Origin of the sequence: Methylophilus methylotrophus DSM 46235 = ATCC 53528 (assembly GCF_000378225.1) — a bacterium.
Classification (GTDB): Bacteria; Pseudomonadota; Gammaproteobacteria; order Burkholderiales; family Methylophilaceae; genus Methylophilus; species Methylophilus methylotrophus.
Genome location: NZ_KB905147.1, coordinates 96,729 through 114,473 on the forward strand (window position 1 = coordinate 96,729; position 17,745 = coordinate 114,473).

Consider the following 17,745-nt stretch of genomic DNA (forward strand, 5'->3'; position numbering starts at 1 on the left):
TTCTTTCAATGATGATTAATCGTGAGATTTTGGGGAATACTGGTACTGCGCATGAGGTCCGACCAGCTCAGGATCATGTCGGCTTTCAGTTGGGTCTCACGCAGTCGAAGATTTAGGTATTTTCTGCTGCTCTCGAGCACACCTAAATAGGCAATCTCACCATGCTGATAGGCAGTTTCAGCGTCATGGATGACTTTTAATGAATTAGGAAGCAACGCTGTCTGCAACTGTTGCCACTCTTGGCAATCACGCTGGTACTTTAGGTGGCTGACTTGAATATCCATGGAGGCCTTCAGCTTGGTCGCCTCAGCCTCGTGCAAGGCTTTTACTAGTTCCACATCGACGCGTTCGACCTGTCCCTGATTTTGATTGAAAATGGGCAAATAGAATCTGATGGCTGGCGCCAGCACATGACCATTGGTCTGGCCGCTGGTCGCATCAGCAATGGCTGCAGGCGCTAACCAGTTTAATTCATTCAAACGGCGCTTCTCTTTCACCGCCTCAATCGCAGCATCAGCAGCCAACACATCCGCTCTGCTAGCGATGGCGGCACTTTTCAATTGGCTAATATCTTCGGCAGAGCAGGAAGGCAAGAGTGCGTCGCTGAGTGATAGTTTACGTTTGTCATCTACGTGATTAAGCATATGCATGAGCTGTGTATGGGCGATGCCTGCTTCAATCTTTGCAGATTGCAAGTCCCGCTCGATGAGTAACAGTTCATTTTCTGCAATCAGCGAGTCCTGAGCGCTGCTATCACCTAGCTGCTCACGCGTTTTGGCTAATCTGGCGATCGTGTTGTTCACGCGTAACGCCTCATCCAGTCTGATGACTTTTTCCTGGCTGACAACGGCTTGTGCGTAAGCAGCGCGTGTGTCGCGAACGAGGGAGAATCCCGTTTGCATCAACTGCAGTTGCGTCTGTGTGGATTGCGATTGCATCTGTTTGAGCCTTAATGGCCTGAGAAATAGCGCCTCCAGTGGGAACTCAATGGCATACCGATAAGGTTTGTTGGCGATGCCAAATGCATAAAACACGGAAGGATTGCTGATCTGATTGGCGAGTTGCAAGTCTGCCTGAGCTATATCTAGTTCTGTTAATTGCGCTTGAAAGGCAGGATTCTGATGCAACGCCAGCATCACCGCCGCATACTCAGAAAGAAAGTCATCTGTTTCATTACCTTGCTGAGTTTGCCTGCCACGCAATGATTGGTCTTGTTCAACGATATTGGCGACAAGCGCTTGGGGTTTGATAGACTGAGGACTTTGACAGGCCGCAAGCCCGGTCAGCATTAGCAACAACGCACGCTTGAGAAAGCTGATTCGATTCATAACACATGGAAAATGGATAATGTGAGGCTGCATATTGCAGTGATTTTCTTAAGGCAACCTTAAGATTCAATGTTTAATCTGCTCGCATATGTCATGGAGAGAGGCAAAGTGAAACTTCTGCTAGTAGAAGACGATGAGATGATAGGCGAAGGACTGCAACAGGCCATGCGTACACACGCCGTATACTGGGTGAAGAATGCGATGCAGGCGGAACAAGCCATCATGCAGGAGGTGTTCGATGCTATTTTGCTAGACATCGGATTGCCCAAAAAAAACGGGATTGAATGGCTCACTGAGTTCAGAAAGGGCGGCAATCAAACGCCAGTGATCGTGATTACAGCCAGAGATGCCATCGAACAACGCATTGAGGGCTTGGATGCAGGCGCAGATGACTATGTGCTGAAGCCATTTGCCATCGAAGAGTTGGAAGCAAGATTGAGGGCTATTTTCAGGCGCAAAGAAGAACGTCTCACCAATCAGCTTGAAGTCAATGGCGTCATCTTGAATACGGCCAATTATATGTTATCGGCGGGGGCTGTCAGTCAACGGCTTTCCGCTAAAGCATTTGCGATTATGTATCACCTGATGTCGCAGCCAGGCATGATTTTTTCCAAATCACAATTGGAAGAAAAGCTCTACGGCTGGGGTGAAGAGATAGACAGCAATGCGGTTGAAGTGCATGTACACCACATACGCAAGAAATTTGGACAGGACATCATTCAGACCGTTCGAGGCATAGGTTATGCCTTTCCTGACAAAAAGGAAAAGTAAATGCGTTCTATTAAGTTTGAACTGACTATTTATCTTTCTTTGGGTATCGTCTTCATTATTGGGCTGCTTTCTTTTTTATCCTATCACTCCGTAGAAGACGAGTTAGGCGAGCTATATGACGCGAATATGGAGCATTTAGCATCGGCTATGATTGAGAATTTTGCTGGAAATGCGGCACCCGAGCAGAACTTCATTTCTGGACTCAGAAAATCCAAGCTGCATGGAGAGCAAGATTATCTTATCCAGATTAAACAAAATAACCAGATTATTTACCAATCGCATCGAGGCGTCTTTGCAGCCAAAACCGACAAATCTGGTCTATTTACAGAATGGATAGATCACAAACGCTGGCGCATGTTTATCTTAAGCCAAGAGGGTCTGACTTGCGTAGTAGCTCAGGACTATAAATTACGCCAACGAACCATTCGAGATGTAGCCATCAAGCTGATTATTCCCCAATTGCTGGTGGTGCCCTTTTTAATTATTGTGACGTTGTTAATCATTCAAAAAACATTTAAGCCGCTGACTGTGATGTCAGAAGAAATGGCCAAAAGAAATGTGGATGAGCTGAATCTATTTAATGAAAATAAACAGCCAAAGGAGTTGATTCCAATCATTCGATCTTTAAATGTTTGGATGAAAAATGCGAATGCATTTATTACGCTCAGAAAAAGATTTACCAGCGATGCAGCCCATGAACTCAGAACACCAGTCACCGCTTTGAGGCTACAGCTCTCGTCATTAAATCATGCCAACCAAAAAGAACTGCAAGATCGACTACCGCGTGTTTTTGACAGTCTTAGTCGAATGGAACGTTTAGTAGAACAATTGTTGACCTTATCAAAGGTCGAACCTGATGCGCGACCAGGATCAGTTAGCAAAGTAGACTTGAATGCGCTTATCGTCAGGGTATTAAATGATCTTCGGTCTATCTACATGGCAAAAAGACTGGATGTTGGCATGACCTACGCTGATGATGTCCATATTTTTGGAGTAGCTGATGAAATTGAGATTCTATTCAATAATCTTTTAGTGAACGCAATCAACTATTCCCCCGAAGATGGATTGATAAATATTCAAATCAGATCACAGCATCATGCGATTGAAATAGAAATTGAAGATTCAGGACCAGGTATTCATCCAGAGGATATTCACAAAGTGTTTGAGCGATTCTATCGCGCTCAGAGTAACAAACCATCAGGGTCTGGGCTAGGTCTTTCAATCGCTCAAGAGATCGCTCACAAGCATCATGCTGAAATATTATTAATCAATAAACAACCTGAATCGGCAGGGCTTATTGTTAAAGTGATTTTTAACACAGTCTTCAAAGAGTCATAAAACGCAGAGGCTTTACCAACAGCCGTAGAAACTGGCGCTTCTATAAATTGAAATTGCTAAGTGAGCCAAGGCGCGAACAGAAGTTTTTGGCGGCGTATATTTTTGATTGCTCAAAGAAGAAATTTTTATGAGCACCGTCGTATTGCGATGGAAGTAGAGTTGATAGAGGTACCTAAATATTTGTTTGATACAAAACGCCATGGCATCACTTATTTATTTATCTATGACCGACTGCGCAGACAACTTTTTAACCTGATCAATTAAACCATGCTCAGCTTCTACAAAAACCGCTTTGCCAGCCTCGCTTGTTGCTTCAAGCCCAGATTCACCAGCCTGGGCGCCAGCCCGTTCAGCCAGGCAAAAAAACTTTGTGGCTGGCCAATAAACAATTCCTGCTGATTTTTTTGCAGTGCTCGCACAATCTTATCTGCGACCTGCTGGGGATCATCAACCGCCTGTCCTGAAGCCTGCCACATGGCATTGGTACGATCATCATTCATTGGCGTCGCAATGGCACGCGGTGCAATGTAGGTGATGCCGATATTGCTATCGACCAACTCACGTCGCAACGCCTGGCTAAAGCCATGCAACGCGAACTTGCTGGCGCAATAGGTGGCAAAATGTGGAAAACCCAATGAACCAAAGATGGAACCGATAAACGCCAGGTGCCCACGCCCGCGCTTAAGAAAATAGTCAACAAAGACCTTGCTCAAAACCAGCGTCACTGTAACATTGGTGTGGATCATATTATCGATACTCACTTCAGTTTGCCGGGCAAACTCAGTGAATTCAATCACGCCGGCATTATTAATCAATAAATCGACATGCCCCATTTCATGCAACGATTGCTTTAATACCTGGGCAGCCATATTCGGCTGCGCCAGATCGGCCACCACAATATGTGACTGACCGCCTTGCGCACTCACCTTTTGCTGCAAAGCATGCAATTTAACGGCATCACGTCCGACCAGGCAGACGATGGCCCCTTTCGCACTCAATGCAAGCGATAAAGCGGCACCTAAACCACCGGTGGCCCCCGTGATCACCACATGCAGATCTTTTAATTCCATTGTTTATTACCCCTGACCAGCTGGTTAATCTTGGCTCAATGCAACGTGTTTAAAGATATCACCATACAACCGGTAAAAGCGTTTGGCCGCATATATGATCATTTGCTGATCCTCTGCCTTGGTGACCTGGTTCATCAGGCTTTCATAAAATGAGACATGACTGATATCCAGCGAACCATGTGAAAACAGGTAGCTAAATGCTTTCTTTGGCAAGTTTAATGCCTGCATGATTTTCTCGCCCGCTTGTGTGGCGACTGCGGTACTGGTGCCTTCCAGCACTAATACCATGCCAAAGAATCCGAGTGGATTCACCCGGTAAATCATATCGTAGGCGTAGGCCACCATCACCTCCGTAGCATGGCAGGCCGCATCGGCATCGGTTGCACTGTTGCGCACTGCCTCTTTGTCACCGCCACACGCTTCGATATCATTGAGTACCCATTCCTGGTGCCCCATCTCTTCTTCAATATATTCACCAATCGCCGTACGCAGCCATTCATACTCACCGCTCAACCGCCCACCACAAGCCATCAGCAATGGCGTCGTATGTTTGACGTGATGATAGGCTTGTGTCAAAAAAGCCTTGTAGGTATTCAAGCTGATATTGCCTTGTGCGCCTTGTACTATCAGCGGCAAGCTCATTAATGCCTGACGCTCAGCTTCAGTTTCATTTAATAATATCTGATAAAAACTCATTCATATTCCTTCATAGATCGCATGAATGTCGGCTGCATAAGCTTGAACAATCATATCGCGTTTTAACCGGCCATTTGCCGTGAGTTGTCCGTTATGTGGGGTGAAAGGTTGACGGGCAAATACCAGATCGCCTATCTGCGCATAATCCGGCAACTCGAGGTTAGCCCGTGCCACCGCCTGGGCCACCTGCTCGGTGCTGAATTGCGGTTGCGCCACCACCACCGCCACATTAAACGGCCTCGCTTCTCCAATCACACAAGCCTGTAACAATCCGGCCTGGTGTATTAATGTACTTTCTACCCACTCAGGCGAAACATTGCGGCCAAAGGAGGTAATAAACATATTTTTCTTTCTACCCGAGAGATACCAGTAACCATCAGCATCCTGGTAAGCCAAATCTCCGGTCGCCAGATACCCTTCTTCGTCGAGCACAGGAGCAATATCACCACCAGCCTGGTGGTAGCCCTGATAAATCGCGCCCTTCACCCAGAGCTCGCCGCCGTGGTCAACCCGCAACTGCACATGCGGCAAAGGCATGCCGATACTGCCAGGTTTGTGCGATTGTGGTGTATTCAGCGTCACCACAGAGGCGCACTCAGACAAGCCATACCCTTCATACACAGGTAAACCAAGCTGATGTGCCTGCTGAATCAGCGCCGCTGCGACCTTGGCACCACCAACTGCGACGAAGCGCAGATGCGTCAATGGCGGATGTCCCGCCTGCAAATAGGCCACCAGCGCACGTAATAGCTCCGGAATCAGGATAGCCGTTGTTGCCTGGCTGTTTGCCAGGCCTTGGTACAAACGGCTGATCTCAAACTGGCTGCCACTGAAACCCACCTGCTGGCAGGGATAAACAATGACCGTCGCACCGGAAATCAGGCTGGCATACACCCCTGCAACATTCTCAAGCAAGGTCGCCAGCGGCAGCACACAAAAATGGCGATCTGCATGATCAGGCTGCGTTAATAACCGGATCGAATCCGCCACCTGCCACATACTTTGCGCCGTCAGGCTCACACCTTTGGGCGCACCAGTGGTCCCTGAGGTATACGTGATCTTTTGCGCACTTGAGGCACGGTCCTGTGAGTTGAGGCGCATCACTGACACAGCTTTGCCCGCAACGGTCCAACTAGCCAGCGACTCACTTGCCGGATAGAGTTGCAGCCAGGCATCCGATGCATCCGTCAATAGCAGGCTGACGCCTGCATCCTGTATGGCATGTTGCTTTTGGCTTGCTGAAAAAAAAGCCGGGATAGGCACATTGGTCCAGCCTGCGGCCAGCACGGCCAGATCCAGCACAATCCAGGCCGGGCTGTTATCCATTGCCAACGCAATGCTCGCCGGCTCTGCCAATGTGGTCAATGCAGTAGTCAGTGCAGACACTTCAGACATCAGTTCACCATAAGTCAACAGACCGGCCATGCCTTGCAAAGCCAACCGACCAGGATCCCGCTCCGCTTGCAGGGTGATTTCCTGCAGTAGCATTGTTGAAGATTGCTCCATTACAGCGGGTCCGCCACGCCGCGAATGGCAACAATCTGTGGCGTGTGTTTATAGTAACTGCCCCATTTGGCACGCTCTTCTGTACTTAACCGTTCCGGGTTAGCCATGGCCAGTGGAAACAAATCAACCCCGCCTTTAATCAGGCCATTCTGCAAACTGTGGTGCGCAGTCGCAACGCCCCAGGGTAAATCCATACTCAGGCTATGTTGTATAACGTGTGCAATCAGCACACCGGCATTGCGCGGATTAGCCACTGCCAGATTACCAATACAAGTGATTTCTTCGCGGCGTATGTTTCTTTGCAGTTGACGCGACATCAATTGCTCAATCGGCTCATCGACATACTGTTCCAGAAACAAAGGCTCTTGTGCAGCATTACGCAAGCCAAATGCCGCCATCAGAATTCCGCTGGCATCGCGCAACGCAACTAGTTGCGGCATAAAGTTACTCACCTCGGCACCATAGACCTGCTTGAATACCGCAGCAATAAATGCCTCCACCTCCCGACGGCAGGGTGCATCACGCTCCACCAGATGACTGGTGATTTCATTGACCTGGTACCGTTTTGACTGGGCAAACTGCCTGGACTCATAGGCAGAAGACGCATAATAAAAAGTACTGTCAGACTGCGTTTGCAACATTGGGGTTTCCTTGCCAGATTTGGACTTGCCTAGCCAATTGCAAACCCTGTGCCAGTCATATTTTTCATATATAAATCAATCATCTAACACTTAATCCTCATACAGAATCCTGCACTTTTTGCAGATTGAGACGACTCAGTCTTCGATAAAATCCTGCATTTTTTGCAGAAACATAGTCATCCTTTTCTGGCTTCGCTCTTAACCATCATTCCAAAAAGTCTATGCAGATCAATATATTAGCGTGCAAACCTGTGTTCTTTTGAGCCAGTGGCACGCGCTTTGCAAAGTGATTTGCGTTTTCAATAAAAATAAGGGAAGTCGTTTTGAAGCATCCATTCCTGCGCGCCTACGGGCTGTTCTTATTATTAGGCGGGCTGACACAAGCTTTACTCTGGTTATTCGGCGCCGCCTCTCTCGAAGGATTCAAGGATGCCATGCTGGTGACAAGCTTATGGTTAATTCCGCTGTGGTGGCAACCGCAACGCTTGCGTACATTGAGCGCTTTGATTGCACTGATGCTGGGGGTATCCGCGCTGCCTGGTTTGGCTTACTTCCTGGTGTACCGTCAAGAGCTGACGCAGAGCCTGATGATGATTTTGTTTGAGTCCAACCAAAGTGAATCCAAGGAATACCTGCACAATTATTTTTCCTGGTGGATTTTATTAGCCCTGCTGTCCTTTATTACCATCACCATAGCTTACTGGCGCACGCTGCAACCTGCCACGCTCTCTAAAACCAAGGCATCCGTCTACACATTTCTGGTACTGCTGGTCGCTTTTGCCTCACCGTTAAAACATATTGTTCACGGCCAGTGGTTTTACGCCTACAAAAGTTTTAACAAACACTTTAGCGGTGTTCCTCCGTTCCAACTGGCGTTGGGATACATGAATTATCAGCAGCAACTGGAGGAGGTGAACCAGACTCTGCTGACCATGAACCGGATTCCGCCGCTATCGCAATTATCAGAGCAAGCCAAACCCGGGCCAACCACCGTGGTATTGGTGATAGGCGAATCCACCTCGCGCTTGCATATGAGTTTGTATGGGTATGGCCGGGATACCAATCCCGAGTTGAGTAAAATCCGCCACGAGCTGACGGTATTCGACAATGTCTACTCACCTCGTCCAAACACCATTGAAAGCTTGCAACAGGTGTTGACCTTTGCCGACCAACAGCATCCTGACGACTACAAGACCAAACCTTCACTGGTGGCCATGATGAAACAGGCTGGTTACCACACCACCTGGATAACCAATCAGCAAACCCTGACCGGGCGTAACACCATGCTGACCACGTTCGCCAAACAGGCTGACAAGCAATACTTCCTGAATAACGAACGCCGACAAAACGCTTACAGCTTTGATGAAAAGGTATTGGACCCGTTTGCTGAAAGCCTCAACGACCCGCATCCGAAGAAGCTGATCATCGTGCATTTGTTAGGCACGCATATGAAGTACAGCTACCGTTATCCGGAAAAGTTTGATGTGTTTAAAACCGCTCAAGGGTTGTTAACAAAGGGGATGGATGAAGAAAAAATCGCATTGATTAACAGTTATGACAACGCCATCCGCTACAACGACTGGATCATGGCCCAGCTGATCTCAATGCTGAAAGCCAAACAACAGCACAGCTTGCTGGTGTACTTTTCTGACCATGGTGAAGATGTGTATGACACTGCCCCACACGACTTCCAGGGCCGTAATGAAGCTGCACCGACGTTGCCTATGTACAGCATACCGCTCATCGTCTGGCATTCGGACAACTGGTTTAATGCCAGGACGATGTTAGCCAATGTGGATACACATGGGCAATACGACAATGCCGATTTGATTTATACCCTGGCTGACCTGGTAGGGCTGTCATTTGATGGCTTCCGCCCGGATGAGAGCATCGTCAATGCGCAATTCTTGCCGGACAGCATCCTGGTGGGTGACCCTCATATCGGCAAATTGCAAACCTTGCCAGGCACAAAGCATTTTCCTGACAGTGAGGTCGCCACGTGGAACGCTGGCTTACCAACACGCGACTAGTCTGGCTATGGTTGTGGCTGGTGCTCAGTGCACTGGCGATCATCGTCCTCGCCAATGACACCACCCTGGATTTAACACTGGCGGATGCCATGTTCGATGTCCGCCGCGGCCAGTTTACCTACCGGCACGCATTCTTTTACGACACGGTCATGCACGGCTATGCCAAAAACCTGCTATCCACCTTCTGGCTAGCACTATTGGTGCTGGCTTGGCTACCCTGGCATTTACGACCCACCTGGCTCTCATGGGAGCAGCAATACCGGTTCCGCTGGGTCACTGCCCTGGCTGTGATGCATAGCGGCCTGGTGTCTTGGCTCAAGCATCAGATGCCGCACCCCTGTCCGTGGGATATTGACCGTTACGGCGGCACTTTACCCTGGTTTCCCGCTTTTTCAGCGCATGCTCCAGGGATGGCAGGACATTGTTTCCCGGCCGGGCACGCCAGCAGTGGCTTATGGCTTTCAGCGCTGTGCCTGTGCTGGTTACCGCAACACCCGCGCAAAGCACTCAAGGCAGCGTTTGCCGGGCTGGCGATCGGCTTTCTACTCGGCTGGTGCCAGCAACTACGTGGCGCCCACTTTCTCTCGCACACGCTGACCTCTCTGTGGCTGATGTGTGCCTTGCTGTTATGCGTCCTGTCATTTACCAGCACCGGCCTTGCCCATCATCCCTATCCAAAAACCATTTTTCACGATTCAAAGAAGCGCACCGCATGAAAAAACTTTCCCTATCCGTGATCTTCAGCCACCTTTTCACACCACAGATACTGTTGATCTGGGGCGTGACGCTGTGGTTGATGCTATTCGACAATGCTGCCCTGGTTTCGCATCTGACCCAGCTCTACCCGCCACTCGCAGGGCAAAGCGGATTGCTGATCAGCCTGCTGCTCTTTTTCACGCTGGTGACGGCACTCTGGCTACTGTTGATCAGCCATGGACGAAATGCGCGCTGGCTACTGGCATTGGTCTTATTCAGCAGCGCGTTTGCTGGCTTCTATATGCAGGAGTTTGGCATCATTATTGATACAGTGATGCTCGATAACCTTTTTCAGACCGACAGCAAGGAAGCATTTGGCCTGTTGTCATGGCAGATGATCGTTTTTGTCACAGTGTTCGGTGTGTTGCCTGCGTTATGGCTGTTGTTTAAAGCGCCAGACGGCTGGTTTAAGCGCGACAGCCTGCGCATCCGTGCTGCGCATTTGGGACTATTGCTTGTGCTGATGGTCACTTGCGTATGGCCCTACTCTGCCGGCTATGCCAGTTTTATCCGTGAACATAAACTGGCACGCATGTATGCCAACCCAAGCTTTATGCATTACTCACTCATTAAGTGGACTAACCAGCATCTCAGTATTCCCGAAAGCCAGGCGCTGGAACAGGTCGCCACTGACACGCAAAGGGTAGGGGGTAACAGCAAACACGAACTGGTGATCATGGTGGTTGGTGAAACGGCACGCTACGACCGCTTTTCGCTGAACGGTTACCATAAACTGACTAACCCGCGCTTGCAGCAGGAAGATGTGGTCAGCTTTAAACAAGTGACTTCCTGCGGCACATCTACCGGCGTATCGGTGCCTTGCATGTTCTCGATGCTAGGCAGGCAGCAATATTCGGCGAAAAAAGCCAAACACATGGAAAATGCGCTGGATGTCTTGAAAGAGCATCATGTGAGCGTGTTGTGGCGCGACAACAATTCCGACTCCAAAGGCGTGGCCACGCGTATGGCTTACCAGGATTTTCAATCGCCTACTCAGAATACTGTCTGTGATACCGAATGCAGGGATGTAGGCATGCTAAATGGCCTGGACCAGTACATTCAGGCGCACCACGGGCAAGACATCATGATCGTATTGCACCAGATGGGCAACCATGGGCCAGAATATTACCGTCGTTACCCCAAGGCATTTGAAAAATTCACCCCGGTGTGCCGCAACAGCGACTTATCCAAATGCAGCCAGCAGGAAATCGATAACGCTTACGACAACGCCATTTTATATACCGATTACTTCCTGAGTGAAGTCATTCAACTACTGAAAAAATACGATAACAGTCATGAAACCGCCATGTTGTATGTGTCTGATCATGGCGAATCGCTCGGGGAACACGGTCTTTACCTGCATGCGGCGCCTTATATGATCGCACCTAAGGAGCAGACGCATGTCCCGGCTATTTTGTGGCTGGGCAAACAGTTTGACTATTCGATTGACCAGGTCAAGCCCTACGAGAATTACCCGCTGAGTCATGATGACGTGTTCTGCACACTATTGACGGCGTATGAGCTCAAATCCAGCACTTGCAACTCGCATTACAACTGGCTGGTGGCAAACCCGGAAGTGCGTGCTGAACTCAAGCTGCCGCCGCTACCATTCAAGCCAGAGCGACCACTGTCACCGGCTGATATCGTTAGCCATGTCCGGCCAGGCCAGAATCTACACACAGAACGAGATCAACCACCAGCGATGGATCCGGCAGGCAGAATAGAGGCGATAAAAAATGCCGCATTAAGGCGTAGCAGCGCTGCAACGTAAACTAGGCGGCTCACCCAAAATTTTATTGGCGGTGATCCATATCACCGGTTTCACCCGCTCATCAACCTTGCACGCGTCAATATAACCAATTGCGCTCTCGGTGTAAGCAACATAGCGAATCATCGCCTCTTGTGATTCCACGGTATACGGCGGCTGGATGCCATGGAAATACTGCTCATTCCAGTAACCGACTTGCGACCTGGGATTACTATGCAATACCTGTTGTGAGAAGCGCAGGCGCAGGGGGTGATCGCTGGACAAGTTGGCCGGATGTAATGGCTTACCCTGGTTGTCATACAGCTTCTTGCGCCAGTAAACGGATGCCAGATCACTGGTGGCCACCGAAACCGTGTAGGCAGGCTGCGCTGATACAATCACGGCAATCACCGGCTCCTCCGCGCTGGCCATGCAAGAGCAGAGGAACAGTATCCAGGCTAAGGATGATATCAACAGCTTACGCATTAAAACATCACCGCAAAAGAGGTGGCAAAACCACGCGGCACATCTTCATACTCGCCGCTACCGCCCACCATTTCAAACTTGAGCAACTGGTTAGGCTTGAGTCGCTTGGTCAAGCCTATCATCCAGCGCTCAGCATTGGGACGATCCGGCATATGCAGGTTTTCCAGGCGATTAATCAGGTACCACTCGTCCTTGAGCAAATAGGCACTCTGCAAATAACCGCCGCTACCAGCATCCTTGCCCTGGGCTGTATTTCGGCTATACATCTCGCCTGTAATTTCCCAGCGATCAAACTCAAGCAAAAAGTCGAGGCCAATCAAGCGATAACTGGGAGAGCCAGTGAAGCGCTCCTGAAAAGAAGAAACATTGAGGCCTATCGTATTCAGGCCTGCATTTTCACTGGTGAAATTGAACAGATTATTGATGGCCAGCCGCCCGCCATTCACATCCCTATAGGTGGTCTCATCGCGCTCCTTGCGGTCACTTTTCACGCCTTCGGCATACAGCTGGTATTCCAGAGAACGAGACTCAAACGGGATATTGCCGAACACCATCAAGCCGTTCAACGCATAGGGAAACAGTTCTGTCGTCGCCAGTGGCCGACTGGTGGTCCATACCAAAGGAGGGGCATGCAGCTGGTTCCAGCGTCCGATTGGCGTCAGAAAGCGGCCAGCACGTACATTGGTTTTAGCGTTCAAGTTGTAATCAAAATAGAAACGCTCAAAGTGAATATAGCTTTCTTTGCTGTGCAAGCCCTGGTGACGGTTGTAACTCAGTGGGTTTTCCAGTTCAAGCTCACTGAAAAACTTGAGTCGCGTGCCCTGATCCCAGGTCACGATCATGCTCAACTCATTCCATTTCAGCTGCGTTGTTTCAGTCCTGGGAATACGCAGATCGATACTGGAATATCCACCGACTCGAAACCCTTGCCAGAAAGATGCGTCCTCTTCTGCCATCAGCGACTTGCACAGCAGACACAGGCTGATTACACTGAGTACACAACGCAGTAAAATGTTAGCCATACATACTTTCCGGTTAAATAAGAAACTTACATAAGTAAAGCCTGCATTTTCTCATATTCCATGCCCCAACACGCACCTTTATCCATACGGAAAATGCTACTGATTGCATTTTTACTGTCAGGACTGTTACCCGCATTGCTGGTCAGTGTGTTGAGTTTCTACCAGGCACGGATTGCCTTGCGAACAGAAATCAAGCATGACCTGCAAACCACCGGAAAAGCGGTGGCAGAGCACATAGATCGCATATTGTACGAACGTGTGCAAAACGTGAGAAGCTGGAGTCAACTGGCCATCATGCAGGATATGTTGATTGGCGATATCGACAAGCGCCTGTCTGTTTTCCTCCATGAAACCCGTAATAGTTATGCCGCTCAATATATTGCTATCGATGTCATCGATCTACAGTCGGTGATTGTGGCTTCCAGCAACCCTCCGCGTATCAGTCAGCGCCTGACCAGCCCTACGGTCTGGTTTTCGTTTACTGATAACGGGCAGCCGATAACGGTGTACCACCTGCAAAATGATCAACTCATGATCTCCGCTCCCATCATCTCCAGCATTACCTTGCAACCCATAGGCCACCTGGTAGCGACCTTTAATTGGTCCGTGATTCGAGACTTGCTCAACCACGCTTCGCAACATGCCACCGAACTGGCACTGGTAGATGAAAATAAACGTTTGCTGGCACAGTCAAATAATTGGTCTGAATCCCGACCCAGCCTGCATACCCATGTGCCGCTTGAAAATGCATTTCTGGTGCATGACTGGGAGGTAAAGCTGAACAAGGAACATGATGTCGCCGTTGCGCCCGTGCATCGCTTAGGGATCATTTTCCTGAGCCTGCTGGTACTGATGCTGATACTTTCTATGGTGTTGGTCAGGCCGATTGCCAAGCGCATTACCCAGCCGCTGGAAGCACTGACTCAGTTCGTCAAGAAACTGAGGCAGCCTGATGTAGTGCCGCCGCCGCTTAGTGGCCCCTCTGAAGTGCAATCCCTGCACCAGGCCTTTACTCAAATGGCAGCAGAGCTGGAAGCTTCAGAGCAGCAATTGACGCGGGCAGCCAAACTGGCCGTGGTCGGTGAAATGGCTGCGGCCATGAGCCATGAGGTACGCACACCGTTAGGCATCATGCGTTCGTCCGCGGATGTATTGAAGCGTGAGCCCGCGCTGAGTGAAGATGGCCGCGAAGTGCTGGGATTCATTATTTCCGAGACCGAGCGCCTGAACAAACTGGTCACGACATTGATTGATTCGGCCAGGCCGCGGCCACCAAGCAAAACACCTCTCGAGCTGCAATCACACTTGCAACATGTATGCGATATGCTGCAAAAGCAGGCACAGGATAAACACATACAGCTGTCATTGGACGCGCCGGCCCCCGTCACTATCGCCGTAGATCAGGACCAGATGACACAGGTAATGGTCAACCTGGTGATCAATGCCATCCAGATACTACCCGAGTATGGCCAGGTGGTCATTTCCCTGACGCGAGATGCGCATTATGCCTATCTGTCTGTGGCAGATAATGGCCCCGGTGTGCCGCCCGCACAGCAGGGGCATTTATTTGAAGCCTTTTTCACCCAACGCGCAGGCGGTGTCGGGCTGGGGTTGGCGGTGGTCAAACAAATCGTCGAAGCCCATGGTGGTACAATCTCTTATAGTAGTAGCCCATGGCAAGGCGCCCAATTCAACCTTGCCTTTCCATTTGAGAGTGCCTAGCATCCGAGCCTAATACCATGTCAGCCCCCATTACTATCCTTGCCGTTGATGATGAGCCCAATATGCGGCGACTGCTGGAAATCAGCTTGCGCCAGGCGGGTTACCGCGCCCTGTCAGCCAGCCATGGTCGTGAAGCGCTGGAGATGATCCAGCAGCAGCAAATAGACCTGGTCGTCAGTGACTTGCACATGCCGGGCATGAACGGTCTGCAATTGCTGGAAACCCTGCGCAAGGAATATGAACACCTGCCGTTCATCATGGTCACGGCGCAAGGGGAGATCAAAACGGCAGTAGAGGCCATGAAACTGGGGGCCAGCGATTATATTTTGCGCCCGTTTGAACTGGAAACGCTGGAGGTGGCGATTGATAAAGCCCTTACCCTCAAACGTATCACCCAGGAAAACACTTTTTTCAAGGAAACCCAGCAACCCGATGTCACCAGCCTGGTGGGCAATAGCCCGCCTATGCAATCATTAAAACAGATGATTCAGCAAGTAGCGCCTGAGCGGGCTACCGTATTCATTGTCGGTGAAACCGGAACAGGTAAAGAGCTGGTTGCCAAAGCACTGCATGAGGCTTCCACACGCAAGTCAGCATTGTTTGTCGCCGTCAACTGCGCGGCGATTCCGGCGGACATTCTGGAGTCCGAACTGTTCGGTCATGAAAAGGGGGCTTTTACCGGTGCCGTCAAAGAGCGTGTTGGGAAATTCGAACTCGCTAATGGCGGCACATTGTTCCTGGACGAAATCACTGAAATGCCCATTCAGTTGCAATCCAAATTGCTGCGCGTGTTACAGGAAAATGTCGTTGAAAAACTGGGTGGCAACCGGCAGATTACGCTGGATGTACGTGTGGTGGCCGCGACCAACCGTGACCCCATGCAAGCGGTCAAGGAAGGCAAGTTACGTGAAGACCTCTACTACCGTCTCAATGTCATACAGCTTCAGGTGCCGCCACTGCGTGAGCGCGGGCAGGACGTGAGCTTGCTGGCCGACTATTTTCTTGTGAAGCGTCAAACCAAACTCAGTGAGAGTGCGCGTGTATGCCTGCAAGAATATCGCTGGCCAGGGAATGTGCGGGAACTGGAGAATATTCTGGAACGGGCTGCCATCCTGGCTGGCAATCAAGCCATACAGCCACAACATTTGCCCGCAGATATTTCTCAGCAAATTGCGACCCCTGGCCCAGACAAGAGCAGTGACGACACTGGTAGTCATGACTTATCTATCCCGCGTGCCACAGAAGCGATTGAGCGCCGCCTGATTCTAAAGGCACTGGACGCCTGCCAGGGTAATAAAACCAAGGCGGCCAAGCTGCTGGAAATCAGCGAGCGCTCACTGTGGAACAAATTAAACCAGTACGATTTACGCTAGGCCCAACCAACCCTATCATGCCGCCCACAAATAAGCATCCATGGCCAGGATGCCGTAGGTGCTTTCTGGGGTAAACCGCACGACCGTCCCCTTGCCGCTACCTGCAGCCACAAATAAGGGCATCAAATGATCTTCGGTTGGGTGCGCCTGCCTCCCCTGTGGGCACTCCATGCGGTAGTTGAGCAGGCTTTGCCATTGTTGCGCTTGAATGCGCGCTGCTATCCAGTCCGCAAATGCGGTGACATACGATAATGGTTCCGCATCGCGGTCGCCGGTAAAAAAGTCTGCCAAATTATGCGTGATCGCCCCAGACGCCAGTATCAACACGTTTTGCGCATGTAACGTTTGCAGGGCCTGTCCCAGGGCAAACTGCTGGGCGGGCGTATTGCGGCTCTGGATCGACAGTTGCGTGACCGGGATATCCGCCTCTGGATACATTAGCATCAGTGGCACCCATGCCCCATGATCCAGCCCGCGCTGCGGATGTATTTGCACACGGATTTCATGCGACTGCAATAATGCAGCCACCTGCTGCGCCAGCTGCGGCGCGCCGGGGGCTGGATATTGTTGCGCATACAAGGCCGGAGGAAATCCGGCAAAATCATGGATGGTTTCCGGCTGGCTGGCCAAACTCACAGTCGGCACCCGCGTATCCCAATGCGCTGACACCACCAGGATAGCATCGGGCTGCGGAAAGCTGGCAGCGATGTCCGCCAGCACACGCCCGGTATTCCCGGGCTCCAGAGCCAGCGTAGGGGCGCCATGCGAGACAAACAGGGTCGTCATTCCCGGCAAATCCAATTAACGGCGACGGTTATCCACGCTGAACGCACCCGCGCCAAACGCAACGACCATCAATAGACCACCGGCAATGGTGAAATTTTTCAGGAACATGATTTGTTGCATTTGATCAGCCATATTGTTGTGGAACAAAAACGCTGTTGCAATGGTAAACACGGCAATGCCAGCGGCAGCCCAGCGGGCTTTAAACCCGACCAATAGGGCGATCCCCAGCACCAGCTCGACAAATACGGCAATGGCATAAGCGACTTCTGGCAATGGCGCGCCTACGCTCTGGATATAACCAATGGTACCTGCAGGGTTAGCGATCTTACCCAGGCCACTGATAATAAAAATCAGTGATAACAGAATACGACCAGCGACGCTGGCGGCGGATTGAAATGCGTTCATGATGATTGCTCCTTATGTGTGATTGTGAGATGCCCTATCAGCCTGGCATCCAAATTCCCTGAGACAGT

At 50.4% G+C, this 17,745-nt stretch carries 16 protein-coding genes; 7 read left to right on the plus strand and 9 right to left on the minus strand.

Annotated features, from left to right (window positions below; all coding sequences use genetic code 11):
• Nucleotides 1–5: 5 nt before the first annotated feature.
• Nucleotides 6–1,328, minus strand: a complete 1,323-nt coding sequence (locus tag F463_RS0113155) for a TolC family protein (RefSeq protein WP_033413581.1) — start codon at nt 1,326–1,328, stop codon at nt 6–8.
• Between the two features lie 108 nt (nt 1,329–1,436).
• On the opposite strand from F463_RS0113155, the gene F463_RS0113160 reads away from it, so the two are divergent.
• Nucleotides 1,437–2,099, plus strand: a complete 663-nt coding sequence (locus F463_RS0113160) for a response regulator (protein ID WP_026295591.1) — start codon at nt 1,437–1,439, stop codon at nt 2,097–2,099.
• On the plus strand, nt 2,100–3,437 hold the full coding sequence (locus F463_RS0113165; RefSeq protein ID WP_018987570.1) for a sensor histidine kinase: 1,338 nt from the start codon (nt 2,100–2,102) through the stop codon (nt 3,435–3,437). It begins immediately after the preceding gene.
• Between the two features lie 278 nt (nt 3,438–3,715).
• Here the strand turns inward: F463_RS0113165 and F463_RS0113175 are convergent, their stop codons facing one another.
• The 4 genes from F463_RS0113175 to F463_RS0113190 are packed head-to-tail and all read right to left on the minus strand — an operon-like array spanning nt 3,716 to nt 7,350.
• On the minus strand, nt 3,716–4,507 hold the full coding sequence (locus F463_RS0113175; protein WP_018987572.1) for an SDR family oxidoreductase: 792 nt from the start codon (nt 4,505–4,507) through the stop codon (nt 3,716–3,718).
• Nucleotides 4,508–4,531: 24 nt separating this feature from the next.
• A complete protein-coding gene (locus tag F463_RS0113180) occupies nt 4,532–5,203 on the minus strand; it encodes an iron-containing redox enzyme family protein (protein ID WP_018987573.1) in 672 nt (223 codons plus the stop codon).
• Nucleotides 5,204–6,691 (minus strand): AMP-binding protein, encoded by a 1,488-nt coding sequence (locus F463_RS0113185; RefSeq protein ID WP_018987574.1) that lies wholly within the window; start codon nt 6,689–6,691, stop codon nt 5,204–5,206.
• 17 nt (nt 6,692–6,708) lie between these two features.
• Nucleotides 6,709–7,350, minus strand: a complete 642-nt coding sequence (locus F463_RS0113190; protein WP_018987575.1) for a thermostable hemolysin — start codon at nt 7,348–7,350, stop codon at nt 6,709–6,711.
• A 323-nt stretch (nt 7,351–7,673) separates the two neighbouring features.
• Between F463_RS0113190 and cptA the strand changes: the two genes are divergently transcribed.
• From cptA to F463_RS0113205, 3 genes are read left to right on the plus strand one after another with little or no spacing between them, the layout of a single operon-like run.
• Nucleotides 7,674–9,380, plus strand: a complete 1,707-nt coding sequence (gene cptA, locus F463_RS0113195; RefSeq protein ID WP_018987576.1) for a phosphoethanolamine transferase CptA — start codon at nt 7,674–7,676, stop codon at nt 9,378–9,380.
• Complete coding sequence (locus tag F463_RS14440; protein ID WP_088177817.1) at nt 9,350–10,096, plus strand: phosphatase PAP2 family protein; 747 nt, start codon at nt 9,350–9,352, stop codon at nt 10,094–10,096. Before cptA ends, F463_RS14440 begins: the two co-directional genes overlap by 31 nt.
• Nucleotides 10,093–11,907: a phosphoethanolamine transferase gene (locus F463_RS0113205; RefSeq protein ID WP_018987578.1), complete on the plus strand. Its 1,815-nt coding sequence runs from the start codon at nt 10,093–10,095 to the stop codon at nt 11,905–11,907. Before F463_RS14440 ends, F463_RS0113205 begins: the two co-directional genes overlap by 4 nt.
• Here F463_RS0113205 and F463_RS0113210 read toward each other — a convergent pair.
• A complete protein-coding gene (locus F463_RS0113210) occupies nt 11,881–12,315 on the minus strand; it encodes a hypothetical protein (RefSeq protein ID WP_018987579.1) in 435 nt (144 codons plus the stop codon). The genes F463_RS0113205 and F463_RS0113210 overlap by 27 nt on opposite strands.
• A gap of 53 nt (nt 12,316–12,368) precedes the next feature.
• A complete protein-coding gene (locus F463_RS0113215; protein ID WP_018987580.1) occupies nt 12,369–13,391 on the minus strand; it encodes a hypothetical protein in 1,023 nt (340 codons plus the stop codon).
• A 93-nt stretch (nt 13,392–13,484) separates the two neighbouring features.
• Between F463_RS0113215 and F463_RS0113220 the strand changes: the two genes are divergently transcribed.
• Nucleotides 13,485–15,113 carry a sensor histidine kinase gene (locus F463_RS0113220; protein WP_018987581.1) on the plus strand — a complete coding sequence of 543 codons (1,629 nt, stop codon included), beginning with the start codon at nt 13,485–13,487 and terminating at the stop codon, nt 15,111–15,113.
• Nucleotides 15,114–15,130: 17 nt separating this feature from the next.
• Nucleotides 15,131–16,486 (plus strand): sigma-54-dependent transcriptional regulator, encoded by a 1,356-nt coding sequence (locus tag F463_RS0113225; protein WP_018987582.1) that lies wholly within the window; start codon nt 15,131–15,133, stop codon nt 16,484–16,486.
• Between the two features lie 15 nt (nt 16,487–16,501).
• Here F463_RS0113225 and F463_RS0113230 read toward each other — a convergent pair whose 3' ends face one another.
• Nucleotides 16,502–17,272, minus strand: a complete 771-nt coding sequence (locus F463_RS0113230) for a DODA-type extradiol aromatic ring-opening family dioxygenase (RefSeq protein WP_018987583.1) — start codon at nt 17,270–17,272, stop codon at nt 16,502–16,504.
• A gap of 15 nt (nt 17,273–17,287) precedes the next feature.
• Complete coding sequence (locus F463_RS0113235; protein WP_018987584.1) at nt 17,288–17,677, minus strand: DoxX family protein; 390 nt, start codon at nt 17,675–17,677, stop codon at nt 17,288–17,290.
• Nucleotides 17,678–17,745: the final 68 nt, after the last annotated feature.

Coding starts and splice junctions, on each gene's coding strand:
- F463_RS0113155 (WP_033413581.1), bottom strand. CDS start 1,328: ATGAATCGAATCAGCTTTCTCAAGCGTGCGTTGTTGCTAATGCTGACC.
- F463_RS0113165 (WP_018987570.1), top strand. CDS start 2,100: ATGCGTTCTATTAAGTTTGAACTGACTATTTATCTTTCTTTGGGTATC.
- F463_RS0113175 (WP_018987572.1), bottom strand. CDS start 4,507: ATGGAATTAAAAGATCTGCATGTGGTGATCACGGGGGCCACCGGTGGT.
- F463_RS0113180 (WP_018987573.1), bottom strand. CDS start 5,203: ATGAGTTTTTATCAGATATTATTAAATGAAACTGAAGCTGAGCGTCAG.
- F463_RS0113185 (WP_018987574.1), bottom strand. CDS start 6,691: ATGCTACTGCAGGAAATCACCCTGCAAGCGGAGCGGGATCCTGGTCGG.
- F463_RS0113190 (WP_018987575.1), bottom strand. CDS start 7,350: ATGTTGCAAACGCAGTCTGACAGTACTTTTTATTATGCGTCTTCTGCC.
- F463_RS0113205 (WP_018987578.1), top strand. CDS start 10,093: ATGAAAAAACTTTCCCTATCCGTGATCTTCAGCCACCTTTTCACACCA.
- F463_RS0113210 (WP_018987579.1), bottom strand. CDS start 12,315: ATGGCCAGCGCGGAGGAGCCGGTGATTGCCGTGATTGTATCAGCGCAG.
- F463_RS0113215 (WP_018987580.1), bottom strand. CDS start 13,391: ATGGCTAACATTTTACTGCGTTGTGTACTCAGTGTAATCAGCCTGTGT.
- F463_RS0113220 (WP_018987581.1), top strand. CDS start 13,485: ATGCTACTGATTGCATTTTTACTGTCAGGACTGTTACCCGCATTGCTG.
- F463_RS0113225 (WP_018987582.1), top strand. CDS start 15,131: ATGTCAGCCCCCATTACTATCCTTGCCGTTGATGATGAGCCCAATATG.
- F463_RS0113230 (WP_018987583.1), bottom strand. CDS start 17,272: ATGACGACCCTGTTTGTCTCGCATGGCGCCCCTACGCTGGCTCTGGAG.
- F463_RS0113235 (WP_018987584.1), bottom strand. CDS start 17,677: ATGAACGCATTTCAATCCGCCGCCAGCGTCGCTGGTCGTATTCTGTTA.